Origin of the sequence: Streptomyces sp. NPDC053560 (genome assembly GCF_044544605.1) — a bacterium.
GTDB lineage: Bacteria > Actinomycetota > Actinomycetes > Streptomycetales > Streptomycetaceae > Streptomyces.
On sequence record NZ_JBITXI010000005.1, the window covers coordinates 499,008 to 522,607 of the forward strand.

General features: G+C 71.7%; 23 protein-coding genes. 8 read left to right on the top strand and 15 right to left on the bottom strand.

Features of this window, described 5'->3' with window-relative positions; genetic code table 11:
• The 3 genes from mqnC to ACIGQF_RS14960 all read right to left on the bottom strand — a co-directional run bounded on the left by mqnC (window position 1) and on the right by ACIGQF_RS14960 (window position 4,352).
• Window positions 1–1,197 carry a cyclic dehypoxanthinyl futalosine synthase gene (mqnC, locus tag ACIGQF_RS14950; protein WP_399709901.1) on the bottom strand — a complete coding sequence of 399 codons (1,197 nt, stop codon included), beginning with the start codon at window positions 1,195–1,197 and terminating at the stop codon, window positions 1–3.
• A gap of 116 nt (window positions 1,198–1,313) precedes the next feature.
• On the bottom strand, window positions 1,314–3,038 hold the full coding sequence (locus tag ACIGQF_RS14955; RefSeq protein ID WP_399709904.1) for a serine/threonine-protein kinase: 1,725 nt from the start codon (window positions 3,036–3,038) through the stop codon (window positions 1,314–1,316).
• Between the two features lie 426 nt (window positions 3,039–3,464).
• Window positions 3,465–4,352, bottom strand: a complete 888-nt coding sequence (locus ACIGQF_RS14960; protein WP_399709908.1) for a menaquinone biosynthetic enzyme MqnA/MqnD family protein — start codon at window positions 4,350–4,352, stop codon at window positions 3,465–3,467.
• Window positions 4,353–4,674: 322 nt separating this feature from the next.
• On the opposite strand from ACIGQF_RS14960, the gene ACIGQF_RS14965 reads away from it, so the two are divergent.
• Window positions 4,675–4,878 (top strand): cold-shock protein, encoded by a 204-nt coding sequence (locus ACIGQF_RS14965; RefSeq protein ID WP_030620150.1) that lies wholly within the window; start codon window positions 4,675–4,677, stop codon window positions 4,876–4,878.
• A 255-nt stretch (window positions 4,879–5,133) separates the two neighbouring features.
• Here the strand turns inward: ACIGQF_RS14965 and ACIGQF_RS14970 are convergent, their stop codons facing one another.
• Together ACIGQF_RS14970 and ACIGQF_RS14975 are read right to left on the bottom strand one after the other, a co-directional pair.
• Window positions 5,134–7,044: an AMP-dependent synthetase/ligase gene (locus ACIGQF_RS14970; RefSeq protein WP_399709912.1), complete on the bottom strand. Its 1,911-nt coding sequence runs from the start codon at window positions 7,042–7,044 to the stop codon at window positions 5,134–5,136.
• Window positions 7,045–7,250: 206 nt separating this feature from the next.
• Complete coding sequence (locus ACIGQF_RS14975; RefSeq protein ID WP_399709915.1) at window positions 7,251–8,537, bottom strand: acetyl-CoA C-acetyltransferase; 1,287 nt, start codon at window positions 8,535–8,537, stop codon at window positions 7,251–7,253.
• A 71-nt stretch (window positions 8,538–8,608) separates the two neighbouring features.
• Here ACIGQF_RS14975 and ACIGQF_RS14980 point away from each other — a divergent pair, with 71 nt between their 5' ends.
• Together ACIGQF_RS14980 and ACIGQF_RS14985 are read left to right on the top strand one after the other, a co-directional pair.
• Window positions 8,609–9,934, top strand: a complete 1,326-nt coding sequence (locus ACIGQF_RS14980) for a 3-oxoacyl-ACP reductase (protein WP_399709918.1) — start codon at window positions 8,609–8,611, stop codon at window positions 9,932–9,934.
• Window positions 9,934–10,824: a MaoC/PaaZ C-terminal domain-containing protein gene (locus tag ACIGQF_RS14985; RefSeq protein ID WP_399709921.1), complete on the top strand. Its 891-nt coding sequence runs from the start codon at window positions 9,934–9,936 to the stop codon at window positions 10,822–10,824. Before ACIGQF_RS14980 ends, ACIGQF_RS14985 begins: the two co-directional genes overlap by 1 nt.
• Here ACIGQF_RS14985 and ACIGQF_RS14990 read toward each other — a convergent pair.
• Together ACIGQF_RS14990 and ACIGQF_RS14995 are read right to left on the bottom strand one after the other, a co-directional pair.
• Window positions 10,814–11,323 carry a hypothetical protein gene (locus ACIGQF_RS14990; protein ID WP_399709924.1) on the bottom strand — a complete coding sequence of 170 codons (510 nt, stop codon included), beginning with the start codon at window positions 11,321–11,323 and terminating at the stop codon, window positions 10,814–10,816. The two genes, ACIGQF_RS14985 and ACIGQF_RS14990, sit on opposite strands and share 11 nt — an antisense overlap.
• 4 nt (window positions 11,324–11,327) lie before the next feature.
• A complete protein-coding gene (locus ACIGQF_RS14995; protein ID WP_399709927.1) occupies window positions 11,328–11,978 on the bottom strand; it encodes a TetR/AcrR family transcriptional regulator in 651 nt (216 codons plus the stop codon).
• Between the two features lie 168 nt (window positions 11,979–12,146).
• Here ACIGQF_RS14995 and ACIGQF_RS15000 point away from each other — a divergent pair, with 168 nt between their 5' ends.
• Window positions 12,147–13,043, top strand: coding sequence for an alpha/beta fold hydrolase (locus ACIGQF_RS15000; RefSeq protein ID WP_399709929.1), 897 nt, complete (start codon window positions 12,147–12,149; stop codon window positions 13,041–13,043).
• 76 nt (window positions 13,044–13,119) lie between these two features.
• Here the strand turns inward: ACIGQF_RS15000 and ACIGQF_RS15005 are convergent, their stop codons facing one another.
• The 6 genes from ACIGQF_RS15005 to ACIGQF_RS15030 all read right to left on the bottom strand — a co-directional run bounded on the left by ACIGQF_RS15005 (window position 13,120) and on the right by ACIGQF_RS15030 (window position 18,403).
• Complete coding sequence (locus ACIGQF_RS15005; RefSeq protein WP_399709932.1) at window positions 13,120–14,481, bottom strand: dicarboxylate/amino acid:cation symporter; 1,362 nt, start codon at window positions 14,479–14,481, stop codon at window positions 13,120–13,122.
• A 372-nt stretch (window positions 14,482–14,853) separates the two neighbouring features.
• On the bottom strand, window positions 14,854–15,141 hold the full coding sequence (locus ACIGQF_RS15010) for a DUF4229 domain-containing protein (protein WP_399709935.1): 288 nt from the start codon (window positions 15,139–15,141) through the stop codon (window positions 14,854–14,856).
• A 93-nt stretch (window positions 15,142–15,234) separates the two neighbouring features.
• Window positions 15,235–15,759 carry a GNAT family N-acetyltransferase gene (locus ACIGQF_RS15015; protein ID WP_399709938.1) on the bottom strand — a complete coding sequence of 175 codons (525 nt, stop codon included), beginning with the start codon at window positions 15,757–15,759 and terminating at the stop codon, window positions 15,235–15,237.
• 47 nt (window positions 15,760–15,806) lie between these two features.
• On the bottom strand, window positions 15,807–16,970 hold the full coding sequence (gene mqnE / locus ACIGQF_RS15020; RefSeq protein WP_361557979.1) for an aminofutalosine synthase MqnE: 1,164 nt from the start codon (window positions 16,968–16,970) through the stop codon (window positions 15,807–15,809).
• A 101-nt stretch (window positions 16,971–17,071) separates the two neighbouring features.
• Window positions 17,072–17,527, bottom strand: a complete 456-nt coding sequence (locus tag ACIGQF_RS15025) for an Lrp/AsnC family transcriptional regulator (protein ID WP_361557976.1) — start codon at window positions 17,525–17,527, stop codon at window positions 17,072–17,074.
• A gap of 105 nt (window positions 17,528–17,632) precedes the next feature.
• Window positions 17,633–18,403 carry a UbiX family flavin prenyltransferase gene (locus ACIGQF_RS15030; protein ID WP_399709943.1) on the bottom strand — a complete coding sequence of 257 codons (771 nt, stop codon included), beginning with the start codon at window positions 18,401–18,403 and terminating at the stop codon, window positions 17,633–17,635.
• A 124-nt stretch (window positions 18,404–18,527) separates the two neighbouring features.
• Here ACIGQF_RS15030 and ACIGQF_RS15035 point away from each other — a divergent pair, with 124 nt between their 5' ends.
• Together ACIGQF_RS15035 and ACIGQF_RS15040 are read left to right on the top strand one after the other, a co-directional pair.
• On the top strand, window positions 18,528–19,112 hold the full coding sequence (locus tag ACIGQF_RS15035) for a rhomboid family intramembrane serine protease (protein ID WP_399709946.1): 585 nt from the start codon (window positions 18,528–18,530) through the stop codon (window positions 19,110–19,112).
• 94 nt (window positions 19,113–19,206) lie between these two features.
• Window positions 19,207–19,992 (top strand): DUF4870 domain-containing protein, encoded by a 786-nt coding sequence (locus tag ACIGQF_RS15040; protein ID WP_399709949.1) that lies wholly within the window; start codon window positions 19,207–19,209, stop codon window positions 19,990–19,992.
• A 103-nt stretch (window positions 19,993–20,095) separates the two neighbouring features.
• Here the strand turns inward: ACIGQF_RS15040 and mqnP are convergent, their stop codons facing one another.
• Together mqnP and ACIGQF_RS15050 are read right to left on the bottom strand one after the other, a co-directional pair.
• Window positions 20,096–20,998, bottom strand: a complete 903-nt coding sequence (gene mqnP, locus ACIGQF_RS15045) for a menaquinone biosynthesis prenyltransferase MqnP (RefSeq protein WP_399709952.1) — start codon at window positions 20,996–20,998, stop codon at window positions 20,096–20,098.
• A complete protein-coding gene (locus tag ACIGQF_RS15050; protein WP_361557962.1) occupies window positions 20,995–22,452 on the bottom strand; it encodes a menaquinone biosynthesis decarboxylase in 1,458 nt (485 codons plus the stop codon). Before ACIGQF_RS15050 ends, mqnP begins: the two co-directional genes overlap by 4 nt.
• 89 nt (window positions 22,453–22,541) lie before the next feature.
• Here ACIGQF_RS15050 and ACIGQF_RS15055 point away from each other — a divergent pair, with 89 nt between their 5' ends.
• The gene (locus ACIGQF_RS15055; protein WP_399709956.1) at window positions 22,542–23,003 is read left to right on the top strand and encodes a PLD nuclease N-terminal domain-containing protein; all 462 of its coding nucleotides are present in this window, start codon (window positions 22,542–22,544) and stop codon (window positions 23,001–23,003) included.
• Window positions 23,000–23,479 carry a nucleoside deaminase gene (locus tag ACIGQF_RS15060; protein ID WP_399709959.1) on the top strand — a complete coding sequence of 160 codons (480 nt, stop codon included), beginning with the start codon at window positions 23,000–23,002 and terminating at the stop codon, window positions 23,477–23,479. Before ACIGQF_RS15055 ends, ACIGQF_RS15060 begins: the two co-directional genes overlap by 4 nt.
• Window positions 23,480–23,600 lie beyond the last annotated feature (121 nt).

Consider the following 23,600-nt stretch of genomic DNA (forward strand, 5'->3'; position numbering starts at 1 on the left):
TCAGTTCGATTCGACGAGCTTCAGCTCGGGGTGGTCCTTGGCCTTGTCGAACGCCGTGGAGGAGATGTGCGAGGTGACGCGGTCGTCGACCGGGTCGTTCGCCGGGTCGTCGTGGACGACGAGGTGCTCGTACGTCGTGGCGCGCTGCGCCGGGACGCGGCCCGCCTTGCGGATCAGGTCGATGATCTCCTGGCGGTTGGAGCGGTGCTTGGCACCGGCCGAGGAGACGACGTTCTCCTCCAGCATGATCGAGCCGAGGTCGTCGGCGCCGTAGTGCAGCGACAGCTGGCCGACCTCCTTGCCCGTGGTCAGCCAGGAGCCCTGGATGTGGGCGACGTTGTCGAGGAAGATCCGGGCGATCGCGATCATCCGCAGGTACTCGAAGATCGTGGCCTGGGTGCGGCCCTTCAGCGCGTTGTTCTGCGGCTGGTAGGTGTACGGGATGAACGCGCGGAAGCCGCCCGTCCGGTCCTGTACGTCACGGATCATGCGGAGGTGCTCGATGCGCTCGGCGTTGGTCTCGCCCGTGCCCATGAGCATGGTGGAGGTGGACTCGACGCCCAGGTTGTGGGCCTCCTCCATGATCTCCAGCCAGCGCTCGCCGGACTCCTTCAGCGGGGCGATGGCCTTGCGGGGGCGGGCCGGGAGCAGCTCGGCCCCTGCGCCCGCGAAGGAGTCGAGACCGGCGGCGTGGATGCGCTGGATGGCTTCCTTGGTGGAGACCTTGGAGATACGCGCCATGTGCTCGACCTCGGAGGCGCCGAGGGAGTGGATGACCAGCTCCGGGTAGGCCTTCTTGATCGCCGCGAAGTGCTCTTCGTAGTACTCGACGCCGTAGTCCGGGTGGTGGCCGCCCTGGAACATGATCTGGGTGCCGCCCAGCTCCACGGTCTCCGCGCAGCGGCGCAGGATGTCGTCCAGGTCCCGTGTCCACACGTCGGGGCTCTTGGGCGCGGCGAAGAAGGCGCAGAACTTGCACGCCGTCACGCACGAGTTCGTGTAGTTGATGTTCCGCTCGATGATGTACGTCGCGATGTGCTCCGTGCCGGCGTAGCGACGGCGGCGCACGGCGTCGGCGGCCTTGCCGAGGGCGTGCAGCGGAGCGTCCCGGTACAGCTCGACGGCTTCCTCGGGGGTGATCCGCCTGCCCTCCGCGGCGCGGTCGAGTACGGACTGGAGGTCGGCGTTCTCGGTCACCGGGCGTCCCTTCGAGGTTCTTGAGCGGGCATGCGTCACGCCCGATCCAGCGTACGCCAGGGGTCCGACGGGGCCGTTGGCGGTCGGCCGGTTCGTCCGGTACGCACCGGCCGGCGTCAGCCGACCCGGGAGAGTCGTGCGGTCGGGCGGCCGCCGCGCTCGTCGTCGGAGGCGTAGGCGAGGCCGTCGCCGTCCCGGGTGAGCGTGACGGTCGCGGTCTGCCCCGTGCACAGCGCGCCCGCGTCGGCGTCCGCCGTCTCCTCGAGGGTGAGCCGGCGGGCGGTGGCCGCGCGCAGCTCACCCTTGGCGTGGCACTTCGCGATCATCACGTCGTACGTCAGCTTCGCCACCTTCTCGCCCACGGCCCCCTTGCCGACGGTCACCAGGACCGAGCCGTTGGGCGAGCCGTCGTCCTGCCGGACGGTGCCGGTCCAGGTGCCGAGGAACTCCTTGGACACGGCGCCCGCCGGTCCGGACGGGGTCGCGTCGGGCGGGGTCGCGGCGGGCGGCGGCCCGGCCTGGTCCCCGCCGCCCTTCCCGCCGCCGCCCGGCAGCAGCTGGAAGACGAAGGCGGCGGTGGTCGCGGCGGCCAGCGCCCCGGCGACGGACAGCACCAGCGTGCAGCTCAGCCGGCGGGGCCGCACCCGGCCGCCGACCATGCCGGTCAGCGAGAGCCGGCGTTCCTTCCCGCCGGCCGGACGCGCGGAGGCGGAGCCGGTGCCCGCTCCGGCGCCGCCGGCCGCGGGCGCCGGCCACTCCGGACGCGGCGGGACCACCGCCCGGGAGTCGAACGGCACGGGCCCGGAGGCGGGCCCGCCGACCGCCCCGGGGCCGTACGCGGGGCCGGCGGCGCAGGGCGGGCCGGCCGCGTACGAGGGGTCCGGCGGGCCGAAGCCGGCGACGGGAGCGGCGGGGGCCGGCGGCGGGCCGTCCCGGTTCTCCGCCTCCAGGTTCAGCACCTCGACGGCGCGGCGGCTGACCTGTTCGACGACTCGCGGCGGCAGCCATCCCGCGCGCGCCAGGGCCGCCGCGCCCCGCTCCCCCGCCAGCCGCCGGGCCAGCGCGGCGGGCGACGGCCGGTCCCCGGCCCGCTTGAGCAGGCAGTCCGAGACCAGCGCGCGCAGGTCGCCGGTCAGCTCGGGGCCGAGGCGCGGCTCCTCGTGCACGACCTTGTAGAGCAGCGCGGCCGAGCTGTCCCCGGGGAACGGGCTCTCTCCGGTCGCCGCGTACGCCAGGACCGCGCCCAGCGAGAAGACGTCCGAGGCGTCGGTGACGCCGTCGCCGAGGATCTGCTCGGGCGCCATGTAGCCGGGCGAGCCGACCGAGACGCCGGTGGCGGTGAGCGAGGAGGTGCCGTCCGTGGCGCGGGCGATCCCGAAGTCGATCAGCAGCGGGCCGTCCAGGGTGAGCAGCACGTTGGACGGCTTCACGTCCCGGTGGACCAGGCCCAGGCCGTGCACGGCGGCCAGCGCCTCGGCCAGGCCGGCGCCCAGGACCCGTACGGAGTGCTCGGGCAGCGGGCCGTGGCCGGTGACCGCGGCGTCCAGCGCGGGGGCCGCGACATACGCGGTGGCGACCCAGGGGACGGCCGCTTCGGCGTCGGCGTCCAGGACGGGAGCGGTCCAGGTGCCGCCGACGCGGCGCGCGGACGCCACCTCGCGCCGGAACCGGGCCCGGAACTCGTCGTCGGCCGCGAACTGCGGGTGGACGGCCTTCACCGCGACCGTCCGGCCGCCGGGGCTGCGCCCCAGGTAGACCCGGCCCATGCCGCCCGCGCCGAGCCGGGCGAGCAGCTTGTACGTGCCGATCTCCGCCGGATCCTCCGCCGCCAGCGGCTGCATGGACTCCCGCCTCCCCCTCGCATCCCACCCGTTCGCCTCAGCTTAGGACGGCGGCGATCCGGCCACCGGAGGAATGGGGTGGGCCGGCACCGGGCCGCCGCCTGGAATGCGGGGAGGTTTTCCGGCCGCGGGCGGGGCGAACGGCCACCGGTAAATCGGCCCTCAATTCCGGGCGCCGCCCATTCCGGGAAATGCCGCCGTGTCGTTCGCGCAGAGTTCACGAAGAATTCCCGGCGCGGGAGAGCCGGGAAGCAGGTTCGCAAGGGGCCGGAAGGGCCGGAAGGAAGAGGGCGCGGGGAGAGAAGAACAGCAGAAAGGTGTACAGGGCATGAAAAATGCGAGGGGCCGGCGCCGCCCACCGGCGACCGGCCCCCGCATCCCGGACCGAGCGGTACGGGCACCGGGCCCGCGAGGCCCGGTGACGGATCACACGTCCAGCAGGTCCACCCGTACGTCCGCCGGGAAGCCCGTGGTCGGGCCCGTGCGGCGGGCGAATTCGGTGACGCCGCGCAGCTGGTCGGGGCCGAAGCGGAAGTCCAGCGTGGTGAAGTACTTCGCGAGGACGTCCTCGTCGAAGTGCTCCCAGCGGGCCGCCTGCTCGGCGACCTTGCCGACCTCCTCCAGGGACAGGTCGCGGGAGGCCAGGAACGCCTCGTGCACCTTCTGCACGACGACCGGCTCGCGCTCCAGGTAGTCGCGCCGGGCCGCCCACACCGCGAAGACGAACGGCAGGCCGGTCCAGTCCTTCCACATCTGGCCGAGGTCGTGGACCTCCAGGCCCAGCCGGGGCGCCTCGTGGAGGTTGGCGCGCAGCGCGGCATCGCCGATGAGGACGGCCGCGTCCGCCTCCTGCATCATCACGCCCAGGTCGGGCGGGCAGGTGTAGTACTCCGGCGTGACGCCGACCTTCTCCGCGAGCAGCAGCTGCGCCAGCCGTACGGAGGTGCGCGAGGTCGAGCCGAGCGCGACCCGGGCGCCGTCCAGCTGCTCCAGCGGCTTCTGCGAGACGATCACGCAGGACATCACCGGACCGTCGCAGCCCACCGCGATGTCGGGGAAGGCGACCAGCTGGTCGGCGTGCTTGAGGAACTCGACGAGGGTGATCGGACCCATGTCCAGCTCGCCCGCGACCAGCTTGTCGTTCAGCTGGTCAGGGGTGTCCTTGGTGAGCTCCAGATCGAGCAGGGTGCCCGTACGGGCCAGGCCCCAATAGAGGGGCAGGCAGTTCAGAAACTGGATGTGGCCCACCCGCGGCCGGGTCCGGCGGTGGCCGGCGGTCGGTGCGGGTGCGTCTCCTACGGTTGAATTGTCCACATGTGGAGGCTAGACCCGCGGAACGCGCCACAAGGCGGCGGGGGCCTCCGTATGGCGTGCACCCGCCATGCGCGCACATCCGCAGCGGATCCCGGCGCTTCGGGTCCGGCGCTCCAGGAGTGGCCTGAACCCCGGCACGACGATAAACGTGATCTTTGGCTCTTCCGCCTTCTCAGCGCACCGTGCTAGGCTCAGCGCAAGTTGCAGTTTGGTTTCCCTTGCAGTACAGAGCCTGCGGATCATGTGACCCGCAGGCATTTGTAGTTTTCAGACTTCTTTGCAGGTTCTGGAGCAGGGCAACCCTTTGGCCCAAGGAGGGCTTATGGCTACCGGAACCGTCAAGTGGTTCAACGCCGAGAAGGGCTTCGGCTTCATCGCCCAGGACGGCGGCGGCCCCGATGTCTTCGTCCACTACTCCGCGATCAACGCGTCTGGCTTCCGCTCCCTGGAGGAGAACCAGACCGTGACCTTCGACGTCACCCAGGGCCCGAAGGGCCCGCAGGCGGAGAACGTCACCCCGGCCTAGTTGCCCGGGTCGGCCGGTCGCGGCCGTAAGTAGCAGTACCCAAGGAGCCCTGCTCCGTCGCTTCGGCGGCGAAGCGGGGCTCCTGCCTTTTCCGATGCCTTTCCCGGCACCCGGCCGGCTCCGGCCCTGATCGACCGGCCCGGCAAAACGGGCACAAAGGGTGGAGCCCCGCGCCGCCTCCCCCACAGAGGCGACACGGGACTCCAGTCTGACGCGCCCGGTTGGACGTACGACGGGCGGGGGTCGGTTCCGCGCTCAACTACTTTCGTACAGCGCCTCGATGTCTTTCGCATAGTCCCGTGCAATGGCCACTCGCTTCAGTTTCAACGAAGGAGTGAGGTGGCCGGCCTCCTCGGTGAAGTCGCCGGGCAGCACGGCGAAGCGCCGGACGGACTCGGCACGGGACACCAGCCGGTTGGCGTCGTCCACCGCGCGCTGCAGGTCGGCGAGGAGCCGTTCGTCGCGGACCAGCTCCGCCAGGGGCACGTCCTGCTTCTTCTGCATCCGGCGCCAGTGCGCCAGCCCGTCCGGCTCCAGGGTGATCAGCGCGGCGACGTACGGGCGGTTCTCGCCCACCACCAGGCACTGGCCGATCAGCGGATGCGCGCGCATCCGGTCCTCCAGGGGCGCGGGGGCGACGTTCTTGCCGCCGGAGGTCACGATGATCTCCTTCTTGCGGCCGGTGATGGACAGATACCCGTCCGCGTCCAGCGCGCCGAGGTCGCCGGTGGCGAACCACGCCTGCCCGTCGACGGCCGGTACGGCGGTCCCGCTCGCCGCGTCCCAGTACCCGGTGAAGACCTGCCCGCCGCGCAGCAGCACCTCCCCGTCGTCGGCGATGCGGACCGCGCTGCCGGGCAGCGGCCAGCCCACGGTGCCCAGGCGCGGCTTGAGCGGCGGGGTGACGGTGGCGGCCGCGGTGGTCTCCGTCAGCCCGTAGCCCTCGAAGACCTGGATGCCGGCGCCCTCGTAGAAGGAGGCCAGCCGCCGGCCGAGCGGGGAGCCACCGCAGATCGCGTACCGGACCCGGCCGCCGAGCGCCGCCCGTATGCGGCGGTAGACCAGCGGGTCGTACAGGCCGCGCGCCGCCTTCAGGCCGATCCCGGGGCCGGAGCCGGTGCCGTGCTCGGCGGCCTCGACGGCCTGGCCGTACGCGCGGGCGATGCGGGCCGCGCGGTCGAAGGAGGAAGCCCGGCCCATCTTCTCGGCGGTGGCCCGGCCGGTGTTGTAGACCTTCTCCAGCACGTACGGGATGGCCAGCAGGAACGTCGGACGGAAGCCGGCCAGGTCGGCGAGCAGATCCTCGGTCTGGATGCTGGGCGCGTGGCCGAGCTTCACCCGCGCCCGCAGACAGCCGACCGCGACCATCCGGCCGAAGACGTGCGAGAGCGGCAGGAAGAGCAGGGTCGAGGCGGGGTCCTTGCTGACCGACCGGAAGACCGGGTGCAGCAGTTCGATGGAGTTGTCGACCTCGGCGAAGAAGTTGCCGTGCGTCAGGACGCAGCCCTTGGGGCGCCCGGTGGTGCCGGAGGTGTAGATCAGGGTGGCGGTGTCGGCCGGGCCGCGGCCGGCGCGGCGCTTGGTCACCTCGTCGGGGAGCAGGTCGCGACCGGCCGAGGTGATCTGCGAGACGGCTCCGGCGTCGAGCTGCCAGAGGTGGTCGAGGGCGGGGAGTTCGCCGCGTACACCGCTGATCATGCGGGTCTGCTCGACGTGCTCCACGACGCAGGCCCGGGCGCCGGAGTCGTGCAGGATCCACTGGGTTTGGTGGGCCGAGGAGGTCGGGTACAGGGGCACGGTGACCAGGCCGGCCGCCCAGGACGCGAAGTCGAGCAGGGTCCACTCGTAGCTGGTCCTGGCCATGATGGCGAGGCGGTCGCCGGGGCGCAGGCCGTGCGCGATCAGGCCCTTGGCGAGGGCCAGCACCTGCTCGGCGAACTCGGCGGCGGTCACGTCGCGCCAGCTGCCGTCGTGCTGCTTGCGGCCGAGGACCGCCTCGGTGGGGGCCTCGGCGGCGTTGTCGAAGGGGATGTCGCCGAGGGAGCCGGTGCGGACGGCGGGGGCGAGCGGGGGGACGGAGACCTCGCGCACGGTGCCGTCCTCGACGGTCTTGTGCGGCGGTATCAGTACGGGGTTCGTGGGTGGTGCGGCTTCCTGGCGGGACACGAGCGGCTCCTCAGGCGGGCGGGCGCCCCGAGGGGGCGGGGCGCCCTGGACTGTCCGGCGGAACTTCCGTGGTGCTGGGGTGCTGCGGTGGCGCGTGGGGGGCTTGAGCTTCAGTACTGCGGCAGGTGCGTCGGAGGCTGGCGCAGCCGTACTACGGCCGGTGTGCGGGGGCCGGCGCCTCGTACCGCGGCCGGCCGGTGTGGCCGTCAGGCGCGTTCGAGGACCGCCGTGACGCCCAGGCCGCCCGCGGCGCAGATCGAGATCAGGCCGCGTACGGGCGTGCCCTCGGCGGCGGGTTCGCGTGCGGCCAGCAGCTCGGCGAGGGTGGCGACGATACGGGCGCCGGTCGCGGCGAAGGGGTGGCCGGTGGCGAGCGAGGACCCGGCGACGTTGAGCCGGTCGCGGTCCACGGGGGCCAGCCCCTGCTTCTCCCAGGCGGCGAGGGTGGCCAGCACCTGGGAGGCGAACGCCTCGTGGATCTCGACCAGGTCGAAGTCCTCGATGCCGAGCCCGGCCCGCTCCAGCATCCGCGGCACGGCGTACGCGGGCGCCATCAGCAGCCCGTCGTCCCCGTCCACGAAGTCCACCGCCGCCGTCTCGTACGCGGTGAGGTAGGCCAGCGGCTTCAGGCCGCGCGCGCTCGCCCACTTCTCGCTCGCCAGCAGCACGGTCGCCGCGCCGTCGGTCAGCGGGGTGGAGTTGCCCGCCGTCATGGTCGCGTCGCCGTCCCGGACGCCGAAGACCGGCTTGAGCCGGGCGAGCTTCTCCGCGGTCGAGTCCGGCCGGAGATTCTGGTCCCGGTCCAGGCCGCGGAAGGGCACGACGAGTTCCTTGAGCAGGCCGCTGTCGTACGCGGCGGCCAGCCGCTGGTGGCTGGTGGCCGCCAGCGCGTCCTGGTCCTCGCGCTGGATGCCCCACTTCTTGGCCGTACGGGCCGCGTGCTCGCCCATGGAGAGGCCGGTGCGCGGCTCGGCGTTGCGCGGGATCTCGGGGACGAGGTGGCGCGGCCGGATGCGGGACAGCTCCTTGAGGCGGGCACCGGCCGACTTCGCGCGGCGGGTGGCCAGCAGGATCCTGCGCAGCTCTTCGTTGACGCCGAGCGGGGCGTCGCTGGCGGTGTCGGAGCCGGCGGCTACCGCGCTGTCGAGCTGGCCGAGGGCGATCTTGTTGGCGGCGGCGATCACGGCCTGGAGGCCGGTGCCGCACGCCTGCTGGATGTCGTACGCGGGGGTGCGCGGGTCCAGTCCGGAGCCGAGCACGGTCTCGCGGGCGAGGTTGAAGTCGCGGCTGTGCTTGAGCACCGCGCCCGCGACGACCTCGCCGATCCGCTCGCCCTCCAGGTCGAACCGGCCGACCAGGCCGTCCAGCGCCGCGGTCAGCAGCTCCTGGTTGGAGGCGGTGGCGTACGGGCCGTCCGAGCGGGCGAAGGGGATACGGCTGCCGCCGATCACCGCGACCCGCCGGATGCCCGCGGTGTTCTCCTGCGTACTCATCCTCGACCAGCTCCTGACCCTTGAGTAACCTTACTCAGAAGTAAATTTACGCGAGAACCAGGAGCCGGCCAATGCCCGATCGCTACCTTCGTTTCACGCAATCCGGTCCGGGCCGCTTCGTGACCCGGCGGCTGGGGCTGCCGCAGCCGGCCCCGCTGCACCGCTGGAGCGCGGAGCGGCCGGTACTGGAGGGCCCGCTCCTGCACGTCTCGGCCGGGAAGAGCACGGCCGACCCCGCGGCCGTACTGGCCCGCACCGGACTGCCCGTGCACACCTCCCGCGAGGAGGGTGCGCGCTACGCGGCGGTCGTCGTCGACGCCACCGGGGCGGCGGACGTGGCCACCCTGCGCGAGGTGCACGACGGACTGCACCCGGTCATGCGGTCGCTGACGGACGAAGCGCGGCTGATCGTGCTCGGCTCGGCGCCCGATCCGGCGGACCACCACCAGGCCGCCGCTCAGCAGGCCCTCGAAGGGTTCGTACGGTCGCTGGGCAAGGAGGCGGGCCGCGGCCGCACGGCCCAGCTGCTGCGACTGGCCCCGGACGCCGCCGAGGCGGCCGAGTCCACCCTCCGCTTCCTTCTCTCCCCGCGCTCCGCGTACGTGAGCGGCCAGGTCATCGGGGTCGAGGCCGCCGAGGTGACCGCCCCGGAGGACCGGGACCGGCCGCTGGACGGACGTACGGCGCTGGTGACCGGTGCCGCGCGCGGGATCGGCGAGGCGGTCGCGGAGACGCTGGCCCGGTACGGCGCGCGGGTGGTCTGCCTGGACGTGCCGCAGGCCGAGGCGGACGTACGGGCGGTCGCCGAGCGGCTGGGCGGGCAGGCCCTCGCGCTGGACATCACCGCGGCCGACGCGGGCGAGCGGATCGCCGCCGCCCTCCCCGACGGCCTGGACGTCCTCGTCCACAACGCGGGCATCACCCGCGACCGGCGGCTGGCCAACATGGCGGCCGACCGCTGGGACAGCGTCCTGGACGTCAACCTCGGCTCCGTACTCCGCACGACCGACCAGCTGCTGGCCGCGGGCACGCTGCGGCGCGGCACGGGGCGGATCGTCGCCACCGCTTCCATCGCCGGGATCGCGGGGAACACCGGCCAGACGAACTACGCGGCCAGCAAGGCCGGCATCATCGGCCTGGTCCGCTCCCTGGCACCGCGGGCGGCGGCCGAGCACGGCGTCACCGTCAACGCGGTCGCCCCCGGCTTCATCGAGACAAAGATGACCGCAGCCGTCCCCCTCTTCATCCGGGAGGCCGGCCGCCGGATGAACTCCCTCGGGCAGGGCGGCCTGCCGGCCGACGTCGCCGAGACCATCGCCTGGCTCGCGGACCCGGCCTCCGGCGGGGTCAACGGCCAGGTCGTACGGGTCTGCGGACAGAGCCTGCTGGGGGCGTGATGACGGACACGACCACGGACCTGGACCTGACACTGACGCGCGCGCCGCGCCTGATGCCGGCGTTCGGCAAAGGGGTACTGACCGGGATCGGCAAGCGGCCACGCCCGGACGCGCCGCTGCCGGCCGTACGGCTCACCCTGCCCGGCGTACGGGCCGACCCCGCGCGTACCGCCGCGTACGCCGAGGTCTGCGGCTTCGCCGCGCACGCCCCCGTACTGCCGGTCACCTACCCGCACGTCCTCGGCTTCCCGCTGGCGGCGCGGCTGATGAGCGCCCGCGCGTTCCCGCTCCCGATGCTCGGCCTGGTCCACACCACGATCGAGATCACCCAGCACGCGCCGCTCCCGGCCGGAGAACCCCTGGACCTGACGGTCTACGCGGCGGAACTCCGGCCGCACCGACGGGGCACCGAGGCCGTCATGGTCACGGAGGCCCGGCGCGACGGCGAGCTGCTCTGGCAGGACCGCAGCACATACCTGGCCCGCCACCGCACGGAATCGGCATCCACGCATCCCGCTCCCCCGAAGGCCACTTCACCGGCCGCTTCGGCGCTGCCGCCCCGTGCCGAGTGGCGGCTGCCCGGCGACCTCGGCCGCCGCCATGCCGCCGTCTCCGGCGACTACAACCCCATCCACCTGCACCCGCTGACGGCCCGCCCGCTCGGCTTCCCCCGCGCCATCGCCCACGGCATGTGGACCTTCGCCCGCTGCGCAGCCGAAACCGTCCCCGAGGACACCCACGCCGTACGCATCACCGCGGAGTTCCGCGCCCCCGTACTCCTCCCGACAACAGTGACCTACGCGGCGACGGGCCCCGCCTTCGAACTCCGCGGAGGCCCAGGCCACGAGGACCGCCTGCACCTGACGGGGGAGACGGAGATCAGGACCTGAGCAAGCCGCTGCTGCAGAACACGCACACGTCCCACTGCGGCAGCCCACTCAGCACACGGTGCCGCAGACAGCTCGCGTTCGCCGCCTCTTCGGGGGCGGGGAAGTCGGTGCAACCGGCGAGGAATCCGGGCGGCGGTGGGTCCAGTGGATCGAACGCCGCCACCATCGCCTCATAGCGCCGCAGATAACTCTCGGCGTGCGGCGGGTCGTACCTCAACTCGTCCCAGCGGTGGCGGCGAAGGGCGAGCCGTACGGTACGGAGGACGAAGTCCCGGGCACCGTACGGATCCTCGCCCCAGTCGACGTCCGCCAGGTCGAAGCCGACGACGCCACAGCCCATGACGCTCTGGTCCTGCTGGTTCAGCAGGGCGGCGAAGCGGCGCTCCCACTCGCTCTCGGCGAGCGCGGACACCGCGAGCATCAGCACCTCGACGAAGACGCCGGTGCCGCCGTTGCTCATGTCCAGGCGCTCCTCGCCCGCCGTGAAGACGTTGCTCACCGGCTCACCCGCCCGGTGACCAGCGGACTCCCGACATCAGGGGGCCCAGTCCCGTCCAGGCGAAGTTCATGAGGGTGGCGGCGGTTTCCCTGGCGGTGGGGCGGGAGTCGGCGGGGCGGGCGTTGGCCCATTCGGCGAGGGATTCGGCGGCGCCGACGAGGGCGTGGGAGAGGCCGGAGACCTCGCGCTCCGCCAGGTTCTCGTCGCAGCCCGCCTCCCGCGCGGCGGCGCCGATCAGGCCGGTGACGAACTCGGTGATCTCGGTCCGCATCGCGGCCACTTCGAGGGCGAACGGCTCGCCGTGCGTGCGCGCCTGCTGGTGCAGTACCGCCCAGCCGTCCGGGTGCTCGGCGGTGTGCGCGAAGAAGCCCTGCACTCCGCTCCACAGCTGCCGGTCGGCGGGCGCGCCTGCCTCCACGGCGGCCCGTACGGCGGCGACCAGGGCCGCGGCCTCGCGCCGGATGACCGCGCTGAACAGCTCTTCCTTGGAGTGCAGGTAGAGATAGACCAGCGGCTTGGAGACGCCGGCGACCTCGGCGATCTCGTCCATGGAGGCGGCGCGGTAGCCGCGCCGCGCGAAGGTCAGCACGGCCGCGTCCATCATCTGCTGCTCGCGCACCGCCCGCGGCACGCGCTTGCTCTTCACGTCACCCACACCGAACGTCCTTCCGCCCCGCCCTCTTACCGCTAAGTAAGTTTACGGATCCGCCCGGACGAGGTCCGTCCTTCGCGGGCGATATTGCGTTGACGTGGCCGCGGTGACGCGAGACGATACGGTTCGTTGCGCGAGACGTTGCGTCTCGCGAAGGAGGAAGGGGCTGCCATGGACGGCGGACAGTACGTGGAGGTGACGCCCGGCGTGCGGCTGTGGGTCGAGGAGCGCGGATCGGTGGAAGCGCCCCCGCTGTTGCTGATCATGGGCGCGCAGGCGTCCGGACTGGGCTGGCCCGACGAGCTGGTCGACGCGCTCGCCGCCCGCCACCGGGTCATCCGCTACGACCACCGCGACACCGGCCGGTCCCCCTGGGCCTTCGACGAGCGGCCGTACCGGATCACCGACCTGGCCGCGGACGCGATCGGCGTGCTCGACGGGCTGGGCGTGGCCCGGGCCCACGTCGTCGGGATGTCGCTGGGCGGGATGCTCGCGCAGCTGCTGATCGCCGACCGCCCGGACCGGCTGCTCAGCGCGACGCTGATCGGGACGTGCGCGCTCAGCACGGCGGATCACGTACGGGCGGACGGCACCCGGGTGCCGGTAGCGGAACTGCCGGGCATCGCGCCGGAGATCCTGGCGGCCTGGGCGCAGCCCGTCGAGGACCACGGCCCGGAGGCCGAGCTGGACCGGCGGGTCGCGCACTGGCGGCTGCTCAGCGGCGGCTCCATCCCGTTCGACGCGGCGTACTTCCGCGCGCTGGAGCGGCGGATCATCGCGCACACGGGGCGGTACGACACCAACAGCGCGCACGCCCGCGCCGACGACTCGGGGATGCTGCGGACGGCGGAGCTGGCCGGGACGGAGGTGCCCACGCTCGTCGTGCGCGCGAGCGCCGAGCCGGTGTTCCCGCCGGCGCACGCGGAGCACCTGGCGCAGGTGATCGGTCAACACGACACCCGGATCGTGGACATTCCCGGGATGGGGCACGCCCTGCCCCGGGAGGTGCTGGGGCCGCTGGCCGACGCGGTGCTGGAGCACACCCGTCACGTGAGTACGGCCTCCTGACGCACGGACGCCCCGGAGCCGAGGGAGCTCCGGGGCGCTGTGCCCGTACGGGAGGGGCCGGTGGGCCCGAGAGGGGTCAGCCGGCGGCGGGCGCCGGGACGGTGACCTTCTGCTCCGCCTCTTCGGCGGCCGCGGCCGTCGCGGCGTCCTCACCGAGACCGGTGCTGGTGGCGCGGGCGTACGCGTCGCGGTCCAGGATCTTCTCCTTGGCGGAGACCAGGATCGGGACGACGACCTGGCCGGCCACATTGGTGGCGGTACGCATCATGTCCAGGATCGGGTCGATCGCCATGAGGAGACCGACACCGGCCAGCGGCAGGCCGAGCGTGGACAGGGTCAGGGTCAGCATGACCGTGGCGCCGGTGAGGCCGGCGGTGGCGGCCGAGCCGATGACCGAGACGAACGCGATCAGGACGTAGTCGGCGACGCCGAGGTGCACGTCGAAGATCTGCGCGATGAAGATCGCGGCGAGCGCCGGGTAGATGGAGGCGCAGCCGTCCATCTTGGTGGTCGAGCCGAAGGGCACGGCGAAGGACGCGTACTCCCTCGGGACGCCGAGGCGCTCGGTGACCTTCTGGGTGACCGGCATCGTGCCGACCGAGGAGCGGGACACGAAGGCCAGCTGGATCGCGGGCCAGGCGCCGCGGAAGAACTGCAGCGGGTTGACCTTGGCGACCGTGGAGAGCAGCAGCGGGTAGACGCCGAACATCACCAGCGCGCAGCCGACGTAGATGTCGACGGTGAAGGTCGCGTACTTGCCGATGAGGTTCCAGCCGTACGTGGCGATCGCGTTGCCGATGAGGCCGACGGTGCCCAGCGGGGCCAGCCGGATGACCCACCACAGAGCCTTCTGCAGCAGTTCCAGCGCCGAGCGGCTGAGCTTGAGGACCGGCTCCGCCTTCTCGCCCAGCTGGAGCGCGGCGATGCCGACGACGGCGGCCATGAACACGATCTGCAGGACCTGCAGATCGGTGAACGGCGTGATGATGTCGGTCGGGATGATCCCGGTCAGGAAGTCGATCCAGGTACCGGCGTGGTCGGGCTTGGAGCCGTCGGCGGGCGTGAGGCCCGTACCGGCGCCGGGGTTGGTGACCAGGCCGATGGCCATGCCGATCGCGACCGCGATCAGCGAGGTGACCATGAACCACAGCAGGGTGCGGGTGGCGAGCCGGGCGGCGTTGTTGACCTGCCGCAGGTTGGTGATCGACACCACGATGGCGAAGAAGACCAGCGGGGCCACGGCCAGCTTCAGCAGCTGGACGAAGAGCTCACCGATCTTGCCGAGGGTGGTGACCAGCCAGCCGATGTCGCCGCTCTTGGCGATCCAGCCGAGGAGCACACCGAGGACGAGACCCAGCAGGATCTGCGCCCAGAAGGGGACTCTCGGTATGCGGGAGGTCTTGGGAGAGGTCTCGGAAGACGTGGACAACGGGCACACTCCGGGTGCGTACAGGCTTCGGGAAGAGGGCGTGGAGCGCCAGGAGGTCCGTTTGCTGGATCTCCGGCCGCTGGGCTGGCGTCGCGGGGACGTCGTCAGCGGCGGCAACAGGCCGCGGACACACAGCGGCAAAGATCGACGTGCAGGCGCGCCACGAGCGTGAGGCTCATGGGGAACTGGTGCGCTACTGCTGTCTTCATGTCCATTACGTTAACACTTGAACTTTGGGGTACTCAAAGAAAATCTTTGGCATCCGTCGGCCCCGGCCGGACGGTAAACGTCAACGCCCGCCCGTGGAGCGGAAACTCCACGGGCGGGCGTGAACGGTGTGTGAGCTGCCTTACAGGCCGCTGGGCCGGCCGGGCGGCATCCTCAGACGCCGTCCTCCTGGCTGCGGTTGGCGGCGAGCCGGGCCTTCTGGCGGTCCACCTTGGCCACGATCTGCTGGGACATCGCGTCCCGCTGCTTGCGCAGCAGCACGAAGCTGAGCGGCGCGGAGATCACGATGGCGAGCAGCAGCATCCAGACGGTGTTCGAGGCGCCCACGGCCAGCGGGATGACGCGGAAGTACGCGAGGACCCAGACGACCGCGAAGCACACGACGAAGATGCCCACGCGGGAAGCGGTGTACAGGAGTGCGGCGTGCTTCTGGCTGCTCACGGTCGGACCTTCTTCTCAACGACAACCGAAAGGGTCTGCATCCAGTCAAGCACAGCGCCCCGGGCGATCTTTCGCGCCCCCGGCGTCGGGGCATCAGGCCACTTCGCGCCACATCGTGATGTCGTCGCGGTAGTCGTCGTCGGCGACCTTGATCGCGTCGGGGACCCGGCCGACCTCCTTGTACCCACAGGAGGCGTAGAAGCGGTCGGCTCCGGTGCCGCCGCGGCAGGTGAGCCGGAGGCCGCGTACCGCCTCGGTTTCCCGCGCGGCGTCCGCGACCGCCGCCATCAGGTCGCGCCCCACGCCCTGCCCCTGGAGCGAGGGGTGCACCATCACGCTGTAGACCCACAGCCAGTGCTTCATGAGCCGGTGGGTGTTCGCGTACACGAAGGCGGTGGCCAGCGGGGTGCCCGCCGCGTCCCGGCCGACGATCAGCCGGGCCCGGCCCTCGGCCATCGCGGCCAGGTGCTTGATCAGCTCGGGACGGATGTCCTCGCGGGTGACGGGCGGCACGAAGCCGACCGCTCCGCCGGCGTTGGAGACATCGGCCCACAGCGTGCAGATCCCGTCACGCAGTTCAGGGGTGACAGAAGGGTCCAGGTCGAAGCGCACGCTCATGACCTGGACCCTAATCCGTCACTCCGGTGACCGGGAAGCGCGTTCCGTCACACCCGCATCGGCTGGGGCGCCTCGCGGCGGTTCGCGTCCGGGCCCGGGTACTCGCGGATGATCTCGTACCGGGTGTTGCGCTCGACCGGCGTGAAGCCCGCGTCCGTGATGAGGTCCAGCAGGTCCTCACGGGTGAGCTTGTTCGGCGTGCCGTAGTTGTCGGCGTCGTGCGTGATCTTGTACTCGACGACCGAGCCGTCCATGTCGTCCGCGCCGTGCTGGAGCGCCAGCTGCGTGGTCTGCAGGCCGTGCATGACCCAGAAGCACTTCACGTGCGGCACGTTGTCGAAGAGCAGCCGGGAGACCGCGAAGGTCTTCAGCGCCTCGGCGCCGGTGGCCATCGTGGTGCGCGCCTGGAGCTTGTTGCGGATCTTGCCGTCCTGCATGTCCACGAAGTCGTGCTGGTAGCGCAGCGGGATGAAGACCTGGAAGCCGCCGGTCTCGTCCTGCAGCTCACGCAGCCGCAGTACGTGGTCGACGCGGTGGCGCGGCTCCTCGATGTGGCCGTACAGCATCGTGGAGGGCGTCTTGAGGCCCTTCTGGTGCGCCAGGCGGTGGATCCGCGACCAGTCCTCCCAGTGGGTGCGGTGGTCCACGATGTGCTGCCGGACCTCCCAGTCGAAGATCTCGGCGCCGCCGCCGGTCAGCGACTCCAGGCCCGCGTCGATCAGCTCGTCGAGGATGTCCGAGGCGTCCAGGCCCGAGATCGACTCGAAGTGGTGGATCTCGGTCGCGGTGAAGGCCTTCAGCCCCACGTCGGGCAGCGCCTCCTTGAGGGCCTTCAGGGAGCGGGGGTAGTAACGCCAGGGCAGATTCGGGTGCAGGCCGTTGACGATGTGCAGCTCGGTGAGGTTCTCGTTCTCCATGGCCTTGGCCAGGCGGACGGCCTCCTCGATGCGCATCGTGTAGGCGTCCTTCTCACCCGGCTTGCGCTGGAAGGAGCAGTACGCGCAGGAGGCGGTGCACACGTTCGTCATGTTGAGGTGACGGTTGACGTTGAAGTGCACCAGGTCGCCGTTCATACGGGTACGCACCTCGTGCGCGAGCCCGCCGAGCCATGCCAGGTCGTCGGACTCGTAGAGGGCGATGCCGTCCTCACGGGTCAGCCGCTCACCGGCATGGACCTTCTCCTCCAGCTCGCGCTTGAGCCCAGCGTCCATTCCGGTCCGCCTCCATTGTTCTGCCGAATAACAAGCCTCATCGACCTTACTCCCCCGGTTTTCGCCCGAGCGGCGCCCCCGTGTGCGGCCACAACGGGCCGCTACACCTCTTCGGGGAGCTCCCCGACGCGGTTCTCCCACTTCGTGGAGAGCACGACGGTGGTGCGCGTCCGGGACACGCCCTTCGTGCCGGACAGCCGCCTGATGGTCCGCTCCAGCCCGTCCACGTCGCCGACCCGCACCTTGAGCATGTACGAGTCGTCGCCCGCGATGAACCAGCAGTCCTCGATCTCGGCGAGGTCGCGCAGCCGGTGGGCGAGCTCCTCGTGGTCGGTGGCGTCCGTCAGCGAGATGCCGACCAGGGCCGTGACGCCCAGGCCCAGCGAGGCCGCGTCGACGGTGGCGCGATAGCCGGTGATCACACCGGCCGACTCCAGCCGGTTGATGCGGTCCGTGACGCTGGGGCCGGAAAGACCCACGAGCCGGCCGAGCTCCGCGTACGAGGCCCTGCCGTTCTCGCGCAGTGCCTGAATGAGCTGCCTGTCCACCGCGTCCATTGCGTCCCCGACCTTTCAATCTTTCCGCACTGCCACTACTGATTACGAAATCTAAGGCATGCAGGGCGATTTAGCCTGCAATCCCAGGTAACAAACGGAGTTCGATCACCGACTTCTGCTTGGACGGCTCGCTTCGCCGCCCTCGTCGCGCGTGGCCCCGCCACCGTCCCCGCCGCCGCGCGACGCGCCGCCGAGCTCGCCCTCCCAGCGCCGGTACAGGCCGTGCGGCACCTCCGCCGCGTCCAGCGCCCGGCCGGCCACGAAGTCCACCAGGTCCTGGATGTGCGTCGCCCCCGCGTAGAACGCGGGCGAGGCCGGCAGCACCACGGCGCCCGCCTCGTCCAGGGCGACCAGGTGCTTGAGGGTCTGTCCGTTCAGCGGCGTCTCGCGCACCGCGACGACCAGCTTCCTGCGCTCCTTCAGCGTCACGCTCGCCGTCCGCTGCAGCAGGTCCTTCGACAGCCCCAGCGCCACCCCGGCCACGCACGCCGTGCTGGCCGGCACGATCAGCATGCCCTTGGCCGGGTACGAGCCCGACGACGGGCCCGCCGCCAGGTCACCGGCCGGCCAGTACCGTACGTCCGCCAGGTCCGCCTCGGTGACCGGAAAGGTGTCCGGCTTGCCGTCGGCGCCCCGCGCCAGCCACTCGCGCAGGTCCGTGCGCCAGTGCGCGTCCCGGAAGGAGATCCCGGTCTCGTCCAGCAGCGTCAGCCGCGAGGCGCGGCTCACCACCAGGTCCACGGCCTCCCCGGCGGCCAGCAGCCCGCGCACCACCGACGCGGCGTACGGGGTTCCGGACGCGCCGGAGACCCCGACGACCCACGGCCTGCGGCCGGTGCCGGCGTGCTGACTGGTGACGTTGTGCGGCGGCTCCACGGCACCGAGCCTATCCGGCGGAACCAGAAGCACCGTCACAGCCGTTGTTGCTTGTGAGCTCGTGCGGCCACGCCGGCCGCACGGACTCGGCGCACACCCCGGTGCACAGGTGAGGAGGGCCGACATGGGAGCACGCGCCAAGCCCGCCGCGCTGCTGGTGCTGGCCTGGGCCGGACTGCTGTGGGTCCTGGAGGTGGTGGACGTCGCGAGCGGGCACGCCCTGGACACCTTCGGCATCCGGCCGCGCGAGCTGAGCGAGCTGATCGACGTGGTCCCCGCGACAGCCGTCCACTTCGGCTTCGCCCACCTGATGGCCAACACCCTTCCGCTGCTCGTGCTCGGCTTCCTGGCCGGGCTCCGCTCCGGGGTCCGCAGACTGGCCGGCGTCGCGCTGCTCATCGCCGTCGTCAGCGGCCTGGGCGTCTGGCTGATATCGCCACCGGGGAGCAACACCGCGGGCGTCTCCGGCGTGGTCTTCGGACTCTTCGGCTACCTCGTCGTGCGCGGCTTCATCGAGCGCAAGGCCCTGGACATCGCCATCGGCCTGCTCGTCGCGGTGCTCTACGGCTCGCTCCTGTGGGGCGCGCTCCCGGCCGCCGACGGCATCAGCTGGCAGGCGCACCTCTTCGGGCTCGCCGGCGGCGTGCTGGCCGCGTACGTCTTCCGGGTCCGGACTCCGGCCCTCCGCTCGCCCGGCGGCGTCCCGTAGTCTCGCCTGCAGGCGGACGCGCCGGTCCTACGACGCACGCCGCCCGTGTCCAGCGCCTCGCGCGCGAGAGTTACGTCATCGGGGGGATCAGCCCATGGTCGAATTCGACAAGTCCGCGTCCGAGCCGCCGGCTGAGGGACAGCCGCAGCAGGGCGGGCAGCCGCCGCAGGGCGGGCAGCCCCCGCAGGGCGGCCAGCCGTACGGCCAGCAGCCCCCGCCGCAGCAGCCGCAGGGCGGCGCGCCCGGTGCCGCGCCCGGGTACGGCCAGCCGTACGGTGCGCCCGGCGGCCCGCAGTACGGCTACCCGCAGCAGGGCGGTCAGCAGTACGGCGGCGGCCAGCAGTACGGCGCGTACGTCCCCGGCGGGGAGCAGCAGCCGTACGGCGCGCCCGGCGGCCCCGGCTGGGGCGGCCAGCCCGGGTACGGCTACGCCCCGCAGCGCCCCTCGACCTCCCCCGCCATGTGGGCGCACCTCGGCGCGGTGCTCACCGTCTTCGTCGGCACGGGCATGTGCTGCATCGGCATGCTCTGCGGCTGGATCGCCCCGCTCTCCATCCGCGGCAACGGCCAGAACGAGCACGACCCGTACATCCGCCACCACACCGCCCAGGGCATGAACTACGGCATCACCCAGGCGATCATGTCGGTGATCACCGCGGTGCTGTACTTCGCCGTCGTGGTCGGCGGCGCCGTGACCGCCGACTCCGGCACGGGCGACCCCGGCGCGGTGTTCTTCATCCCCCTGATCGCCTACCTCGTGATCTTCGGCGGGTACTGGATCACCACGCTGGTCTACGGGATCATCGGCACGGTGAAGGCCAACAGCGGGCAGCTGTGGTCCTACCCCAAGCTCGTGGCCTGGCGCTTCGTCAAGAACTGAGGCCGCGCCCGGGCCTCCGGGAGCGGAAACGCGAGGGGCCGGTACCCACCCGGGTACCGGCCCCTCGCCGTGGTCGTCCCACTCCGCCGTGGTCGCCCCGCGGTCAGACCGTCAGCCCCCGCACGAGCAGGTCCAGCAGCGCGCAGACGAACAGCGCCATGCCGATGAAGCCGTTGACGCTGAAGAACGCCCGGTTCAGGCGCGACAGGTCGTGCGGCCGGACGATCGTGTGCTCGTACAGGAACGCGCCCGCGACGATCACCAGGCCGACCCAGAAGAACACCCCGGCGCCGGTGACCAGCGCGAACCACACGAACAGCGCCGTGGTGACCGCGTGACAGCCGCGCGCGCCCCAGATGGCGGCCGGGATGCCGAAGCGCGCCGGTACGGACTTCACGCCGACCTCGCGGTCGGTCTCGACGTCCTGGCAGGCGTAGATCAGGTCGAAGCCGCCGATCCAGATGCCCACCGCCAGACCGAGGATCACCGCCTCCCAGGACCATTCGCCGGTGATCGCCAGCCAGCCGCCGACCGGACCCATGGCCTGGGCGAGACCGAGGATGGCCTGCGGGAAGTTCGTGAACCGCTTGCCGTACGGATAGACCACCATCGGGATCACCGCGACGGGGGCCAGCGCCAGGCACAGCGGGTTGAGCAGCGCGGCAGCGGCGAGGAAGACGACGACGGCGACCAGCGCGCCCGTCCAGGCGTGCTTCACCGACATCGCGCCGGTGACCAGCTCGCGGTGGGCGGTGCGCGGATTGCGGGCGTCGATCTCGCGGTCGATGATCCGGTTCGCGGCCATGGCGAAGGTGCGCAGGCCCACCATCGCGACGGTGACGAGCAGCAGCTCCCACCAGTGGACGGACCCGTCCACCCGGAACATCGCGGTGAGCGCCGCGATGTACGCGAAGGGCAGCGCGAACACCGAGTGCTCGATCATGACCAGGCGCAGGAACGCCTTGGTACGGCCTGGTTGCGGAATGGCCGCTGAGGCGCTGCTCACAGGCCGTACTCCTTCCATCGGCGGGACACCTTCTCCGCGGTCGCGGGGTCCGAGTCGACCATCTCCGGCCAGCCGCCGTCCCGCGTGTACCCCTCCTCGGGCCACTTCGCGGTCGCGTCGATGCCGGCCTTGCCGCCCCAGAACTGCTGGTACGAGGCGTGGTCCAGGTGGTCGACCGGGCCTTCGACGACGGTCAGGTCGCGGGCGTAGTCGGTGTTGCCCAGCGCCCGCCAGGCGACCTCGTGGTAGTTGTGCACGTCGCAGTCGGAGTCCACCACCACGATCAGCTTGGTGAGGGACATCATGTGCGCGCCCCAGATGGCGTGCATGACCTTCTGCGCGTGCTTGGGGTACTTCTTGTCGATCGAGACGATCGCACAGTTGTGGAAGCCCCCGGACTCCGGCAGGTGGTAGTCCACGATGTCCGGGATGATGATCTTGAGCAGCGGGAGGAAGAACCGCTCCGTGGCCCGGCCCAGCGGCCCGTCCTCCGTCGGCGGCCGGCCGACCACGATCGACTGCAGCAGCGGACGCTTGCGCATCGTGACGCAGTCGATCTTCAGCGCCGGGAACTCCTCCTGCGGCGTGTAGAAGCCGGTGTGGTCCCCGAAGGGGCCCTCGGGCAGCGTCTCGCCCGGCTCCAGCCAGCCCTCGATGACGACCTCGGCGTTGGCCGGGACCTGGAGCGGCACGGTCTTGCAGTCGACCATCTCGATCCGCTTGCCCTGCACGAAGCCCGCGAAGAGGTACTCGTCGATGTCACCGGGCAGCGGCGCGGTCGAGGCGTACGTCACGGCCGGCGGGCAGCCGAAGGCGATCGCGACCGGCAGCTTCTCGCCGCGCTTGGCGGCGACCTGGTAGTGGTTCCGGCTGTCCTTGTGGATCTGCCAGTGCATGCCGATGGTGCGCTTGTCGTGGCGCTGGAGGCGGTACAGGCCGAGGTTGCGGACGCCGGTCTCGGGGTGCTTGGTGTGGGTCAGGCCCAGGTTGAAGAACGAGCCGCCGTCCTCGGGCCAGGTGAACAGGGCCGGCAGCCGGTCCAGGTCCACCTCGTCGCCCTGGAGGACGACCTCCTGCACGGGCGCGTCGTCGGCCTTCACCTTGCGCGGCGGGACGTGCGTCATGTTCGCGAGCTTCCCGAAGGCGTCGCGGACACCGACGAAGCCCTGCGGCAGCTCCGGCTTGAGCAGTCCGCCGATCTTGCCGCTGATCTCGTCGTAGGACTTCAGCCCGAGCGCCTTCAGCAGCCGGCGGTCGGTGCCGTAGACGTTCATGGCCAGCGGCATCGCCGAGCCCTTGACGTTCTCGAAGAGGAGCGCGGGGCCGCCGGCCTTCTGCACCCGGTCGACGATCTCCCCCACTTCCAGGTACGGGTCGACCTCGGCCTTGATGCGCTTCAGGTCGCCTTCGCGGTCGAGCGCCCGCAGGAACGAGCGAAGATCGTCATAAGCCATGCATCCCAGTATCCGGTACGCACTACCCTGGACTGGTCACTGGGGCCGCGCTCACCGGCCCGCCCGGCCACTCCCAGGGGGAGCGACACATGCTGCGGGTGCTGATGATCCTGGTGCCGCTGGCACTGAGCATCTATGCGTTCATCGACTGCGTCACCACCGATGAGAAGCATGTGCGTCACATGCCCAAACCACTCTGGGCGATCCTCGTACTGCTCTTTCCGCTCGTCGGTTCGGTCTCCTGGCTGATCGCCGGGAAGGACCGGGCCGCGCTCGCCGCCCAGGACGGCGGCCCGCGGCGCGCCCGGGGCGGCTGGGTCGCGCCGGACGACAATCCCGAGTTCCTGGAGAAGCTGGGTACGCAGGAGCGGGCGCAGCGGCGGGACGAGGACGAGGCGCTGCTCAAGGACTGGGAGGCGGACCTGAAGCGCCGCGAGGAGGAGCTGCGCCGCCGCGAGACCGGGAAGCCCGGCGAGACCGGCGGTCGCGGCGAGACCGGCGGGCACAGCGAGGCCGGGGACCGGCGCGAGTCCGGGGAGCGGGACGAATGAGCGGCCACGAGGCGCCCGGCACGTCCGGCGCGCCCGACGCCCACGCGATGCTGGCCACCGCGGTGGCCGAGGCCCGGGCCGGGCTCGCCTCGGGCGGCATCCCGATCGGCGCGGCGCTGTACGGCGCGGACGGGACCCTGCTCGGCCGCGGCCACAACCGCCGGGTGCAGGACGGCGACCCGTCGGTGCACGGGGAGACCGCGGCGTTCAAGGCCGCGGGGCGGCAGCGCTCGTACAAGGGCACGACCATGGTCACCACGCTCTCGCCCTGCTGGTACTGCAGCGGGCTGGTGCGCCAGTTCGGGATCTCCCGGGTGGTGATCGGCGAGGCGGAGACCTTCCACGGCGGCCACGACTGGCTGGCCGAGCACGGCGTGGAGGTCGTGGTGCTGGACGATCCGGAGTGCGTGGCGATGATGCGCGACTTCATCGCCGAGCGGCCCGAGCTGTGGCACGAGGACATCGGCGAGGACTGACCGCGCCCCGCACACTCGCGCCCCCACGGCCTTCTGCCCGCTGCCCGCGTGACCTTTCCCTGAGCCTCCGTCAGGAAATGATGCGCCCGCCCTAGGCTGCCCACGATGATCGACTTCGGTG

Coding starts and splice junctions, on each gene's coding strand:
- ACIGQF_RS15040 (WP_399709949.1), top strand. CDS start 19,207: ATGGTCGAATTCGACAAGTCCGCGTCCGAGCCGCCGGCTGAGGGACAG.
- mqnE (WP_361557979.1), bottom strand. CDS start 16,970: ATGGACGCTGGGCTCAAGCGCGAGCTGGAGGAGAAGGTCCATGCCGGT.
- ACIGQF_RS15035 (WP_399709946.1), top strand. CDS start 18,528: ATGGGAGCACGCGCCAAGCCCGCCGCGCTGCTGGTGCTGGCCTGGGCC.
- ACIGQF_RS15000 (WP_399709929.1), top strand. CDS start 12,147: ATGGACGGCGGACAGTACGTGGAGGTGACGCCCGGCGTGCGGCTGTGG.
- ACIGQF_RS15060 (WP_399709959.1), top strand. CDS start 23,000: ATGAGCGGCCACGAGGCGCCCGGCACGTCCGGCGCGCCCGACGCCCAC.
- ACIGQF_RS14980 (WP_399709918.1), top strand. CDS start 8,609: ATGCCCGATCGCTACCTTCGTTTCACGCAATCCGGTCCGGGCCGCTTC.
- ACIGQF_RS14965 (WP_030620150.1), top strand. CDS start 4,675: ATGGCTACCGGAACCGTCAAGTGGTTCAACGCCGAGAAGGGCTTCGGC.
- ACIGQF_RS14975 (WP_399709915.1), bottom strand. CDS start 8,537: ATGAGTACGCAGGAGAACACCGCGGGCATCCGGCGGGTCGCGGTGATC.
- ACIGQF_RS14985 (WP_399709921.1), top strand. CDS start 9,934: ATGACGGACACGACCACGGACCTGGACCTGACACTGACGCGCGCGCCG.
- ACIGQF_RS15015 (WP_399709938.1), bottom strand. CDS start 15,759: ATGAGCGTGCGCTTCGACCTGGACCCTTCTGTCACCCCTGAACTGCGT.
- ACIGQF_RS14955 (WP_399709904.1), bottom strand. CDS start 3,038: ATGCAGCCGCTGGCGGCGGAGGATCCGGCGGAGATCGGCACGTACAAG.
- ACIGQF_RS15055 (WP_399709956.1), top strand. CDS start 22,542: ATGCTGCGGGTGCTGATGATCCTGGTGCCGCTGGCACTGAGCATCTAT.
- ACIGQF_RS15050 (WP_361557962.1), bottom strand. CDS start 22,452: ATGGCTTATGACGATCTTCGCTCGTTCCTGCGGGCGCTCGACCGCGAA.
- ACIGQF_RS15025 (WP_361557976.1), bottom strand. CDS start 17,527: ATGGACGCGGTGGACAGGCAGCTCATTCAGGCACTGCGCGAGAACGGC.